Source organism: Paenibacillus sp. FSL H8-0282 (assembly GCF_037963825.1).
In the GTDB taxonomy this organism is placed as follows: Bacteria; Bacillota; Bacilli; order Paenibacillales; family Paenibacillaceae; genus Paenibacillus_AQ; species Paenibacillus_AQ odorifer.
The window spans coordinates 3,988,934-4,002,630 of sequence record NZ_CP150146.1; the positions used below are offsets into that span (position 1 = coordinate 3,988,934).

The following is a 13,697-nucleotide window of genomic DNA, read 5'->3' on the forward strand; positions in this document are numbered from 1 at the left end:
AGAGCTATGCAGTCCGAAACTCAGGGAAAATGAGCGAATTAGCTGAAATAGCTGCACTACGGTCCGTAACTCCAATCGCGGGCGTAATTTTTGCTCAAACGGTCGCGGACTTCTACTGCGAGCATACTTATCGGCAGCTTCGGCCCCCGTAACCACCACGCCAGCGTACTAACCACCAGCAACAGACTCCGAAAACTCCACGTAAGTAGCAGAAGCAAAGGCATAAACCGGGTGTCATTAACTCAGATTCTCCCTCTCCTACTGCATAAACAGCGTTATATGGCGTATTGATTATAGCTGTACGCTTTAGTGATAACGTATAATTTCGGATGATCAAGCTTAGCTTTGGTCAAAATCGATCATATAAGGAGAGGTTTTAATCATTGAGAAAACAACAACGTTTGTTAGCCATGCTCGTAACCTTCCTGCTTTTGTGTTCCTCTTTTCCGTTATCGATGTTTGCAGAGGAAGCACCTGATCCTTATGAAGGAATGATTAACATTCAAAGTGAATGGCAAGGCAGCGTATTTGGTGATGTTGGGGGGCAAGACAAGATTACTGCGGCCAACTTTGGCATTACGGAGAACACGGATGGATCAGCAACACTGCGAAGCTCGAACGATAGAGGTAAAGTATCGGGCAGCACGGAAGGTATCGCTTATTACTTTAAAGAAGTTGATCCAAGTGTTAATTTTGAATTGAAGGCAACGGCTCACGTGGATGCTTGGACAGCCAATAACCAAGTTTCCTTCGGAATAATGCTGCGCGGCAATGTGTGGGATAACCAATTCGGAGCCTACTCTGGTGATTATGTCGCCGTGGGTGCTTTGGATCAAGAAATGAAAGCGTTTCATAAATTGCAAAATACAAGCCTACAGAAACTTGGGTACGTGTTTGATAACGCTAATCGCCCTGCCCAAGGAGAGAATTACGAATTAAGCATCAAAAAGACCGGAAATCTGTATATTATCCGCATCGGCAATGAAACCAAAACGATCGAAAGCTTTGACGGCTCCATTCAATATGCGGGCCTTTATACTGCTAGAAATACTACGGTTACGTTCCGAAACATTCAATTCAGTCAAGAAGGCCAAATCGAGCTAGGACCTTGGGGCTTCAGCGCCTTCGGAGGCAATACTAGTCCAGCAAAGAACCCCGAACCTATAATTGAAAGTCCAACCTCTGTAACGATGACGACTTACGGCGGCAAAATCTCCAGCAGCGATGAGGGATTATCTTTTTATTCGAAAGAGATTCCTGTGGAAGCGAACTTTGAACTGAAAGCGACCGCTTCAGTGATTGCTTTTAATAGCAATAGCACTGTCAGCACACCTAACCAGAAATCCTTCGGTCTTATGCTCCGCGACAGTATTGGGACGAACGGAGATACAAGCACAACCACTTCTAACTATGCGGCGGTGGGTGCTTTGGATCAGGTAATGAAAGGTTTTTATAAAAAAGACACCCAAGTGAAGTTAAATCCTTTTAGCGATATCCAGGCTCCGTCCGCAGGAGCTGTATATTCGCTAAGTATTAAAAAATCAGGAGATACTTATCGATTAAGTGTGGGTGATCAGACCGAAATCATAACACTGGACGATACGTTCACAGATACTCTTTTTGCCGGAATTTATGTAGCTAGAGATGCAACTGTTACTTTCAGTGACATAGACATCCAGCTTGAATCCAAAATCGTAACCAGCTTAACCGCTGATACGAGCGCAATGACGAAAACCACTTATCTGGTTGGTGAACCCCTTGATTTGACTGGATTAGTCGTTAAGGCTATTTTTTCTGATGAGAGCGAGGCAGTTTTATCTTCTACGGATTATATTGTTACAGGCTTTGATAGCAGCAAGGTTGGAGAAAATATCATAACCATTAACTACAACGGTGCTTTCGTGAGCATTCCTTTGCAAATCGTTCCATTATCTATGACCTCATTATCAGTGAAGTATTATCCAGCTAAAACCGTATATTACCCAGGGGATACCTTCGATCCAGAAGGTCTTGTTCTTGTTGCCAATTATAACGACGGCTTCCTGACCAAAGAACTGACAAGTGATCTTTATTCCCTCTCCATTAACGGACAACCGATCAGCGATTTATTACCGTGTCTATTTACGCAATCAGGCTCCACAGCGGTATCCGTTACTTCAACAGAGGCGCCGGCAATCACAACGACCTTTAACGTGGAAGTAAAAGCAGCGACGTTATCCGCTTTAGAAATTCGAAATGAACCTAAACAAACACTCTACTATATCGGTGACTCCCTCAAACTAGAAGGACTTGTGGTTTATGCTCATTACAGTGATGGTACACAGATTCGGCTGTTGAACAATGAATACAAGGTCTCTCTTCTCGACACCACGACATCTGGGGATAAAAAAATCACAATTACGCATAAAGGCTTAACAACCTCTTTTCAAGTTAAGGTCAACGTTAAAAAACTACTTGGCATCGAAGTCACCAGCTATCCTAAAACTACCTTTTTTATTAACGAAAACTTTGACAGCAAAGATCTCTTCGTATCCAAAGTGTATGATAATTCAGATAGAGAGAAGCTAAACAGCTATACGCTCGACACTTCCAAGTTCAACAATCAGGCAGCTGGAGTGTATGAAATTGGCATACTCCCTACCGATTCTTCTATTATGCCCATTACGTATTCCGTTACAGTAAAAGAAAAGATGGATCCCGTTTGGAAAAGCATTCAATTCGGTCAGTCCACTTCAGCTGCTAACAATCAGACGATTGTCAACGAGGATGGATCCGCCCAACTGATCGCTTTGGAAGGCGGCGGTAAAGTCACCGAAGATCATGACGGCATTACCTTCTATTACACCGAGCTAGATGCTGCGGAAGATAATTTCGTGCTGTCTGCGGATATCCAAGTGTTGGCTTTTGCAAAAAATCCATATGACGGGCAAGAATCTTTTGGCATTATGGCACGTGACGTCATCGGCACACAAGGAAATTCTAGCGTCTTTGCATCCAATATAGCTGCCATCGGTGGTTATAGCGGCGGGACGAAAAGCGATCTGGGCACACAGCTTTTTGTCCGTACGGGAGTTGAAAAAACGGATGGGACTGGCAGTAAAGGGATTCAAACCATCATGCTTCAAAAAGAACGTCCTGCACCTGCCAATACTGTTCCAGCAGCACCTTACCATTTAACCTTAGCAAAGACGAATAGTGGTTTTACAGGACAGCTCAATAATGGCCAACAAGCTATTCATTTCACACCAGACATTCTAAGCGTACAGGATTCAAAAATGTATGTCGGATTCTATGCTGCTCGTTTAGCCACAATTAATGTAAGCAATATTCAATTAACAGTCACTTCAGCAGCTACAGATTCTCCTAAAATAGAACCACCTGCGACTCCCGTCACACCTAGCTTAAATATACTTTCACTAAGTAAAACCTCAGATCCAGCTTACCAAATGATTGTGCGCTCTAATGTCAACGGAACGGTGACGTTGAAGCAAGGTTCTACGATCATCGCTCAGGATATCGAGGCAATAGCTGGTAAACGTCTTTCTATTCCCACGAGACTTCTTGATCAAGGAGATACGAACTTCAGCATTACTTTTTTACCAGATGATACTCAGTATTTGACCTCTTATGAGAAGATCATCAGCAACTTTACCGTCACCCTAAAAAGTTATAACGAAGATGATGATATCTACGTATCCCCCACCGGATCAAGCTCCGGAGATGGAACAATCAATCTCCCACTTGATATCGATACTGCGATTGATTTCGTTAAACCAGGTCAGCATATTATTGTGCTTGAGGGTCGTTATGTGCGGAAATCACCACTTGAGATTAAAAAGTACAATGATGGCAAAGCCTCCGCCAAAAAGTATATAGAAGCAGCACCAGGAGCAAGACCTATCTTTGATTTTGACAAAAAAACAGAAGGTGTTCTCTTGAGCGGAAACTATTGGCATGTGAAGGGACTTGATTTCACTCGCTCAGCTGGGAATACCAAGGGCTTTACAGTGGGAGGCAATTATAACATCGTTGAAAATAGCCGTTTCTATGCGAATGGTGACACTGGTCTACAAATCAGCCGAACTGATGGTACCGCGATAGAAATCAATGAATGGCCTTCCTACAACTTAATTCTCAACAGTACCTCCTTCGACAACCGTGATCCATCCGACAATAATGCCGATGGCTTTGCGGCAAAATTGACTGCGGGTGTTGGTAATATTTTTAGAGGTTGTCTGGCGCATAACAATATCGACGATGGCTGGGACTTATATACGAAAGCAGGCTCAGGTGCAATAGGTTCAGTGCTGATTGAGCACAGCGCCGCCTTCAACAATGGGTTCTTAACAGACGGAACCGTAGGTGCCGGTGATAAAAATGGCTTCAAGCTTGGTGGCGAAGGCATTCATGTCACACATACCATCCGCGATTCCATCGCCTTTGGTAATGGCGCTTATGGTTTTACAAGCAATAGTAATCCAGGTGTGATCGCCATCAACAACATCGGATTTAACAATACGCGTGGTAATATAAGCTTCACCACTTATGATCACATTACTGCAGACTTTACGATTGACGGTTTCTTATCTTACCGAACTGCCAACATTGCAAAAGACCAATATCCAGCTTCTTTAGCTGCGGACAATAATTTCATGTTTGACGGTACGCGATCGGCGAATAAATCAGGTTTAGAACTGAGTGATTCTAACTTTGTCAGCTTAAATCCTGTAGTCAATTACTCTCGGGATACTGACGGGAATATAATCTGGGGCGATTTCTTGAAGTTCATTCCTTTGGATGGGCCGGAACCAAGTCCGACGGCTTCTCCGAGTCCAACGGCTTCTCCAAGTCCGACGGCTTCTCCGAGTCCGACGGCTTCTCCAAGTCCGACGGCTTCTCCGAGTCCGACTGTTTCTCCGAGCCCAACGGCTTCTCCAAGTCCGACGGCCTCACCGAGTCCGACTGTTTCTCCGAGTCCGACCGCTTCTCCAAGTCCGACGGCTGCCGTGAGTGCAGGCAGTTCCGGAACATCGGTTGGAGATTCGGCCACTACTATACTCCATTTGGACGGTAGCGTAAGGATTGAGATACCTACTACTATGAATGGAGAAAAAGCTAGCGCAATATTGACTGAATCTTCCTTACAAAAGATTATGGCTTTAGCCAAACCTAATTCCGCAGGCCACAAAATCCTAAGAATTCAGCTCGCAGAGGAACAATCGCCAAAAGTTGGCTCATTTGAAGTCACTCTCCCTGCCGCAGCATTTCTTGTTGGAGCATCCACACTGCAGCTGGAGATCAATACATCACTAGCTACCTTTGTACTTCCGGATAATCTATTCCCGGCGAAGACACTGGACAATGTGAAGACGGTTACCTTGCTCCTCAAGCCTGTCGATACAACAGGAAGTTTAAAGAAGCAATTGGGTGAAAGTTTGCTTATTGATTACGAGTTACTTTTGGATGGTACAACAGTTCAATTAGAGAGTTTAAATTCGGCCATACAAATTGGGCTTCCTTATCCAGCAGCTGTACCTCCATTGAACAACGCCTTTATTGTAGTGTGGAACGTCAATGAGCACGGAGTCATCCAACCGGTAGTAGGCGGGAATTATGATTCAGATAAGAAGCAAGCTATTTTCTCAACAACAAATTCATCTGGACAATACGCCGCCGTTTACAATCACAAAACGTTCAGGGACATAACTGATTCTCATTGGGCGAAGTTTATTGTAGAAGTACTAACATCAAAAGGTGTCATTAATGGTGTAACAGAAACAGAGTTTAGGCCCGACCAGACTGTTACACGTGCAGATTTCGCACTTTTATTGGTTAGAGCTTTAGGTCTATCCGCAGCAGAAGGAAATAGCTTTGCTGATGTGTCACCTAACGATTATTTTTATGAGGGACTTATGACAGCTCAGAAATTAGGGGTCGTTACGGGCCAAACCGACGGCCTTTACCACCCTCATGACTCCATCTCCAGACAAGAAATGTTTGTTATGGCAGCTAGGGCATTGAAGGCTGCTGAGGTATGGGAATCGAATACGACCTCTTCCTCCCCCTCTGCATTAGACAGCTACACCGACCATAATCAAATTTCTAATTATGCGGCAAATGATATTGCAACGCTGGTATCAGCAGGTCTCATTAAAGGAGACTCTCAGCAGCAGCTTACACCAACTGCCCATTCCACACGTGCCGAAGCCGCCATGCTGATTTACAGAATTATGATGCAAAAATAAAAAAAAGAACTCCAAGACCACTATACTCGTGGTTTTGGAGTTCTTTTTATCCTCTTCCCTCCCCCCTTTAAGTCTTCTAGTTCATTTCCTTATCAGGAGGATTGGAAACCCGATACCCTTTCGGCGATTGATGGGTGATTTTCTGGAAATTCCGATGAAATGACCGTAAGTTACTATAGCCGCAAAGGTTGGCAACTTCACCAATAGTCAGATTCGAGTTTTTTAATATATAACATGCTTGTGAGATCCGATAGTGATTCAAGTAATCTGTGAAGGGCATTTTCATCAGCTGGACAAACAGCTTTGATAAATACGGGTAATCATATTGCAGATGTTTTGCTACCGCTTTTAATGTGCAATCGGCAGAATAATTTTGTTCTACAAAAAGCAGGATTTTATAGAGCACCTTTGTTTGCGGGGTCTGTTTGACCGGAGCAAATGATGTCTGACAGATCAACTGCGCGCATACACCATACAGGAAACTTTTCTGGCTATAAATCGAATCCAGCTTTGTACAATCAGGTTCATTCACAGCATGGAGAACATTATCATTTGGTATAAAGCTTTTATAATTCATGTGAAAATCACCTATCAATTCTGTGGAGAAAAGGATTACCATAATCTCCGAAAAATCAATCGTCTCAAATTCATGCATCTGATTAGGAAAAATAAAAACCAGATCATTTTTCTGCACCTGATAGCTTTTCCCATCAATGGTGATAGATAACTGCCCGTCTTTGACATAAATAATCTCAAATGCCCGATGAAAATGAAGTGGAAAATGATAGTTTTTCAATGAAATGAGTTTAAAGTAATCTTTTTCGCTGACACCATGTTTTTCAAAAAAGGGCCACAAGTAGATTCTCCTTCACGAAAACACTAATTTTGTCTTAAAGTGTACTATATAAAGTATAGAACTAACAACGTTATTTCCTATAATATTGGATAAAGTCAACCAAGCGGAGGTTATAGGACAATGGAATATCACATATCAAAAACCGGTTCAGATCAAGGTCAAGGCACTCAGGTGGATCCCTTTTTAACCATCAATAAAGCGGCTTCAGTAGCTGTGGCTGGGGATAAGGTTATCGTTCATGAAGGGATATATCGCGAGTGGGTAAAACCGAGATACAAAGGATTAAGCGAACAAAGAAGAATTATTTATCAAGCCGCTGAAGACGAGCAGGTTGTCATAAAAGGCTCTGAGCATATACAAGATTGGCAGCAGGTTGAGAACCAAATATGGAAAGTGATCTTGCCGAACACGTTTTTTGGCATCTTTAATCCGTATGTTGAGGAAGTGTCTGGCGATTGGCTCGTCACTATAGAGGAGAAAAGACACTTAGGGGATGTATATCTAAATGGCATGTCTTTTTATGAGGTCAGTCAGTATGATCAACTGGCAGCTCCTGTCGAAAAGCTGGAGTTCAAGGATCTCTGGACACAAGAGATGGTTCCGGTCCAAAATCCAAAACAGACGACCTACGTTTGGTTTGCCGAAGTAAGCCCTGACCACACCACGATTTACGCTAATTTCCAAGGTGCCAACCCGAACAAAGAACTGGTAGAAATCAATGTACGCAGATCTTGTTTCTACCCTGAAGAAACCGGAATTGATTATATTACTGTAAAAGGTTTTGAAATGGCGCATGCGGCAACACCTTGGGCACCTCCAACGGCAGACCAGCCCGGACTGCTGGGCACTAACTGGAGCAAAGGCTGGATTATTGAAAATAATATCATTCACGATGCCAAATGCAGCGCTATCAGTATCGGCAAAGAAGCTTCCACAGGCCATAATTACCGTACCCTTCGAAAAGACAAACCCGGATATCAATATCAGCTTGAATCCGTCTTTACTGCTGAGCGTCAGGGCTGGAGCAAAGAATCGATCGGTTCACATCTTATCCGCCATAATACCATTTATGATTGCGGCCAAAATGCCATCGTCGGCCACTTAGGTTGTATTTTCAGCGAAATTCATCATAACCATATTTACAACATTGCGACAAAACGGGAATTCTGGGGCCACGAAATTGCCGGGATCAAGCTTCACGCACCGATCGATACTCACATCCACCATAACCGGATTCACGATTGTACTTTAGGTTTATGGCTGGATTGGCAGACCCAAGGGACAAGAATCAGCAAAAATCTGTTCTATCAAAATCATCGGGATTTGTTTATAGAAGTAAGCCATGGCCCTTACATTGTTGACCATAATATCTTGACAGCTAAACATGCTTTAGAGAATGTAGCCCAAGGTGGAGCCTATATCAACAATCTGATCGGCGGCAGGATGGTTCATCGAAAGGTACTAAACCGGTCCACGCAATATCATCTTCCGCATAGTACAAAAATTGCCGGTTTCTCACTTATTTATGGTGGGGACGATCGGTTCTATAACAATATCATTGTTGGAAAAGACGGATGGACAGGCGTGGGAACATCACATTTCAATCACTACACCACCTCTTTGGCGGAGTATATCGAGAATGTCCATAAGTTACACGGTGATCTTGAGGAGTTTGAACTCGTTGAACAGCCTATGTTCATTAATAACAACGCTTACTTAAACAGTGCAGAGCCTTTCGAAAAAGAGAATGTAAAGCTGGTTGAGGAAAGCTTTGATCCAGACTTCTTTATTGTAGATCAAGGAGATGAGGGATTCCTTTCCATTGATCTGCCTGGTAGCTTCGTTAACTTCTTAGGTGAAGTACATTCAACTGAAACTTTGCCGCGGGTGCGCATCGTGGATGCCGAGTTTGAGAATCCGGATGGCAGCAATATAATCCTGGATACAGATTTTCTGGATAACAAGAAAGAGAATAAAAGCACTTTAGGACCTCTTACACTTTTGAATAAGGGCAAAAATTATATTAAAGTGTGGTGATCGGTAAAGCAGGTGGCTAGTCCACCTGCTTTTTTCATTGCAATCATTGAGTCTGCTACTTATTGGCCTTAATCTTTTGAATAGATACTTCGTTTTGTTCTATTATGATTTGATATTCAACAATCTCTCCTGCTTTAAATTCTTCGTTAAATTCTTTACTGACCGTTCAAAGAATTGATCTGAAGGTCATGGACGATAAATAAAACGAATATAGATAAGTCTTGTGAAAAGTTATCTGAATGATACTCTAATTCAAAATAATAATCCTGCCCGTGATTACACCCTTTTCATCTCTGGAAAATTGAAGTGCCCTAGTTTCTTTATCGTCCGCACTGAAACTTACGGAATCCGAGTAACCGATTTGCCCTTCCTCAAACATATTTTGGACAAAAAGCTTAACACTCCAGTTATCGTATTCATAATTGAAAGCCCCTTGTTCATCAACACGCACTTCCTTTACAGATTCAGGGATAATCGTGCCGGTGGAGATTTTTTTCTTCATATCCTCTATTTTTTTAATTAGTTCCTTCTCATCATCATCAATAGAGGCAGCTGCATCTGTTGAAACCGCTGAATCAACTTTGCTGTCGGCAGAGGGTTCTTTCAACAGCTCCTGTAAATAGCTCTCAGCTTTGACAGGGTCAGCTTTGGTTGGATCCAGCGGAAGTTCAAATAGAATAGCGGTCCCCTTGTAATCGTTATTAGCGCTAATTTCCCCTGTACTTTCATTATAAGCAAACGCATCTTTGCTGAAAAAAGAACTACCATTACTGACAGCTAGATAAACCCCTCGGTCAGCGAACATCTCCACTCCATCACATTCAATCAGCCGGTACATAATTCCATCTATAACAGCCTCGCTATAGCCACCATTCATTGTTGTGATATTAACCTGCCATGGTTTTAGTCCCTTTATAAGCGGTGACACAAAGAATGGATCCTGGCCATACTCCGGTTCACTTGTAGCAGGCATGGGGCCACCGTCTATTCTGGCGATGGATACAACGGCATAGGATCTGTTTGGGTTAATATTCTGATCAGACTTACTCAGTTCTGAAAGACCTTCCCCCGAGACTATTCCATTCAACGTCACGTTATAATCACCAGATATAACCGATTGGTTGATTTCAACAGCATCCCTGCTTTCGAATGCTTTTGCCAGCAGTTGCTGGCCCAGATGCTCAGCAACCTGCTTGGGGCTAAATAGCTGTGTAGCTGCATAAGCCGTTAAAGACATTACAAGCGTGAATATAGCAACCATTAGTCCAATCGAAACTCTTTTTTTATAGGCTGGTTTCATTGGTTTAGTCTCCTTAAACTGTTGGATGATTCTTTCGTTTAATTCCTCTGTCGGCTCTGCTGTAGAAGCTAGCGCTTGCTTTAGCAGTTGATCCAACTTTTCGGAGTCATTCATTGGGATTCAACCTCCAAAATCTTTTTCATCGCCTTGCGGGCTTGGAATAGTCTGCTTTTAACTGTGCCCGGTGGAATCCTTAGCGCTGAAGCAATCTCATCAACGGTCATTTCTGCGGTATAGTACAGATAGAGCGGTATTTTCAGTTTCTCATTCAGCCGGTCTGCGGCAGCATGAATCATGTGCCGAAGCTCCTGGGACAGCAATGCATCCTCTGGTATAACCTCTCCATCGGAAGTACACGCCAGATCGACCGCTTCATTATAATCTGCTGTAGGTGCAATTCTTTGCCGCCATGCCCATTTTCTGCGTTTGTTTTTGCGTAATGAGATAGCAATCGAGATAAGGAACGCTTTCGGATTTTGGTTCAGGTCCATTTTATGCCGCATTTCCATAGCTTTTAAAAAAGTCTCCTGATAGAGATCGTCCGTATCCACCCTATTCCCCGCAAGCGTAAAACAAAATGCGTAAATTGCTTTGCCATGTAATTTTATTAGGTCACTCAACTCTTCAATTTCCAAGTAGGCTACTCCTTTCTGAATGGCCATTCACCTATATATTGTCGTAACCTTGGAATCGGTTCACTATTTTGCTGTTGACTTTGACCTTAGGGTAAGGTGTTAAGTAGAGCTAGAACCAAACATCGATGTTTTGGCTTGGAAGCTTAATTAAAACGAAAAAAGGAGATGACTTTTTGCTGTCGATTGGAGAATTTTCGAAGATATGCGAAGTTTCTACGAAGACGCTTCGATATTATGATGAGATCGGATTAATTCATCCCGATGAGATTAACCCTGAGAACGGTTATAGGTATTACTCCATTAAACAACTTAAAAAAATGCTTTTTATCAATCGTCTGAAAGGTTATTGTTTCTCGCTGGAAGAAATCAAAGACATTTTACAATGGGAACAGAATCATTCAGAAGAGAAGCTCTACTCAGCCCTTAATCTCAAGAAAAAAGAAATACAGGAGAAAATAAGCGCTTATGAATACACCTTACAACAAATCAATAGTGATGTTTTAAATTTGGAGAAAGGTATTCCCATGATGTCTTACCTGAATGAGATAAAAGTAGAGCTTGTTGAAACTCAGCCTATGAATATTCTTTTTATGCGTCAGATGTTGAGCAGTGATGACTATGCGTTAGGTTATGGACATTATTTTAGCAGGCTATATGAAAAAATCGCCACGGAAAAACTCACTTTGCTCGGTACGCCAATAACGATATATCACAGCCATGAATATAATCCAGCCGGAAATGATACAGAGTTTGCTCTCCCCATAAAAGAGGGTGTAAAAGGTACAAGAGATTTGCCTGATGCCCTTTGTGCGAGATCTGTTCTTAAAGGCGCCTATTCAGAATTGACCTCGGTCTATGCTCAGCTGAGAGAATGGATAGAAAATGAAGGTTATGAATGGGTGAACTCACCTTATGAAATCTACTTAACGGACCCGACACAGGTTGCTGTGCCTGAGGATCTGGTTACCGAGGTCTATTTTCCAGTAAAGAAAAAAAATTCATAAAGGAGTACCTTTCATGCTCAAAAACAATTATCCAACTTCAGATTGGCAAATCTCAGCCCCCGCAAACTTAGGAATGGATGCTGATATGCTTTCAGAACTAGAATCGAGGATCAAATCCGAGTATAGCAATATCAATGGGATTGTTGTGGTAAGAAATGGAACTATTGCTTATGAAAAATATTATAATGGCGCTGGCCTGAATGACACAAATCATGTGGCCTCTGTAACAAAAAGTATCATATCCGCGCTCATAGGCATTGCCATAGATGCTGGCTGTATTAACAATGCAGATCAAAAGGTACTGGAGTTTTTCCCGGACTATGTTCCAAACGCTGCTCAAGATCCGCAAAAACAAGAAATCACCTTACGCCATCTCCTGACGATGACCGCACCTTATGCTTTTGCAGATTGGCACGAACCGCTGGAGCAAATGTGTATGCAGCCTGACTGGGTAAAATATACGCTGGATATGCTAGGCCAACAAGGAACAATTGGGGATTTCAAATATTCTACCGCTGGAGCACATCTGCTTTCTGCCATCATCACGCGCAGCACTGGACAAAGTGCCCGTGAGTTCGCCAACGAACGTTTATTTAAACCTATCGGAATGAATGAAATCCCGGATTATGAGATGAGCTCATTTGGGTTGGATGATTTGTTTGGGGTTAATGTGAAGGGGTGGGTGGAAGACCCCAATCGTATCACCACAGGAGGTTGGGGACTTACGTTGTCTCCACGCGATATGGCGCGTTTTGGTTTATTATATTTGAACCGTGGACAATGGGAGAATAATCAGATCATTTCGGAGACATGGATTGAGGAATCAACAGCGATGAACCCTAATCATTACGGTTACTTGTGGTGGCTACGCGAAGAAGACGGGGTTTACACCTACTCAGCGTTAGGTGATGGTGGTAATGTCATTTGCTGCATTCCAGAAAAAAAACTTGTCGTAGCCATCGCCTCAGAATTCACACTTCAGCCTCGTGACCGGTGGACTCTGATTAAGGATTGTATTATTCCGTCTGTTGTAGAGTAAAGAAGATAGAAAACATGCTGGTTGCCACTACTTCATTAACAACTAGGAGAGCAACCAGCTGTCTACACTCTAAATCGTTTTGCTTCGAGGAAAAATAATATCGCCTTCGTTGCTGCTTACATCAAAAAATCCTACTTTGTGTTTTATAGCCAACTCCCGCATCGCCGTATAAGCTTCCTCAGCTACAGAATAAGCGAAAGCCGCATAGATGACGGATGAGCCAAGCGAGTAGTCAGTCAACCGGTTATCCGTTCCGGCTTCCTCCATCGCTTCAAAAATCTCGTCCTCTACATTCATATTAGGAAATTGCTCAGACAACTCACTATAAAAGCGTTGCAACGCCTCCGATAAAACTGATGGATCATTATAGGCATGGTCTTCCGACCACTGCACTTGCTGTTCATACCACTCCATAAACGCTGCTCTCTCTTGCGGTGCTTTAGACGTCTCGAATGCCATCAAATCATAGCTCATTTAAAATCCTCCTCTAACCCACCCTAATCGTGCATTTTCAGTTCCTATAAATTGTTGGGCTGTTTTGATTATATATTAAAAATCATCAGACCCATACTATAGAATCA

At 42.7% G+C, this 13,697-nt stretch carries 9 protein-coding genes; 4 read left to right on the top strand and 5 right to left on the bottom strand.

The genetic code is table 11. The features are described 5' to 3' along the window. Window positions 1-56: 56 nt before the first annotated feature. The gene (locus tag NST94_RS17165; protein ID WP_339281118.1) at window positions 57-224 is read right to left on the bottom strand and encodes a hypothetical protein; all 168 of its coding nucleotides are present in this window, start codon (window positions 222-224) and stop codon (window positions 57-59) included. Between the two features lie 159 nt (window positions 225-383). Here NST94_RS17165 and NST94_RS17170 point away from each other — a divergent pair, with 159 nt between their 5' ends. Then, a complete protein-coding gene (locus NST94_RS17170) occupies window positions 384-6,245 on the top strand; it encodes a bacterial Ig-like domain-containing protein (RefSeq protein ID WP_339281119.1) in 5,862 nt (1,953 codons plus the stop codon). Between the two features lie 76 nt (window positions 6,246-6,321). Here the strand turns inward: NST94_RS17170 and NST94_RS17175 are convergent, their stop codons facing one another. Further along, window positions 6,322-7,101: a helix-turn-helix domain-containing protein gene (locus NST94_RS17175; RefSeq protein ID WP_076303304.1), complete on the bottom strand. Its 780-nt coding sequence runs from the start codon at window positions 7,099-7,101 to the stop codon at window positions 6,322-6,324. A gap of 120 nt (window positions 7,102-7,221) precedes the next feature. On the opposite strand from NST94_RS17175, the gene NST94_RS17180 reads away from it, so the two are divergent. Beyond that, complete coding sequence (locus NST94_RS17180) at window positions 7,222-9,138, top strand: right-handed parallel beta-helix repeat-containing protein (protein WP_076303305.1); 1,917 nt, start codon at window positions 7,222-7,224, stop codon at window positions 9,136-9,138. 247 nt (window positions 9,139-9,385) lie between these two features. On the opposite strand, the gene NST94_RS17185 is transcribed toward NST94_RS17180, so the two are convergent. Both NST94_RS17185 and NST94_RS17190 read right to left on the bottom strand, forming a co-directional pair. Continuing rightward, on the bottom strand, window positions 9,386-10,552 hold the full coding sequence (locus NST94_RS17185; RefSeq protein ID WP_076129716.1) for a hypothetical protein: 1,167 nt from the start codon (window positions 10,550-10,552) through the stop codon (window positions 9,386-9,388). Continuing rightward, entirely contained in the window at window positions 10,549-11,100 is a 552-nt protein-coding gene (locus NST94_RS17190; RefSeq protein ID WP_076303306.1) for a sigma-70 family RNA polymerase sigma factor, read from the bottom strand. The genes NST94_RS17185 and NST94_RS17190 overlap by 4 nt, the downstream gene beginning before the upstream one ends. Window positions 11,101-11,246: 146 nt before the next feature. Here NST94_RS17190 and NST94_RS17195 point away from each other — a divergent pair, with 146 nt between their 5' ends. Further along, complete coding sequence (locus NST94_RS17195) at window positions 11,247-12,077, top strand: MerR family transcriptional regulator (RefSeq protein ID WP_076303307.1); 831 nt, start codon at window positions 11,247-11,249, stop codon at window positions 12,075-12,077. A gap of 13 nt (window positions 12,078-12,090) precedes the next feature. Further along, window positions 12,091-13,116 (top strand): serine hydrolase, encoded by a 1,026-nt coding sequence (locus NST94_RS17200; RefSeq protein WP_076303308.1) that lies wholly within the window; start codon window positions 12,091-12,093, stop codon window positions 13,114-13,116. Between the two features lie 69 nt (window positions 13,117-13,185). Here NST94_RS17200 and NST94_RS17205 read toward each other — a convergent pair whose 3' ends face one another. Next, on the bottom strand, window positions 13,186-13,590 hold the full coding sequence (locus NST94_RS17205; RefSeq protein WP_076303309.1) for a hypothetical protein: 405 nt from the start codon (window positions 13,588-13,590) through the stop codon (window positions 13,186-13,188). Window positions 13,591-13,697 lie beyond the last annotated feature (107 nt).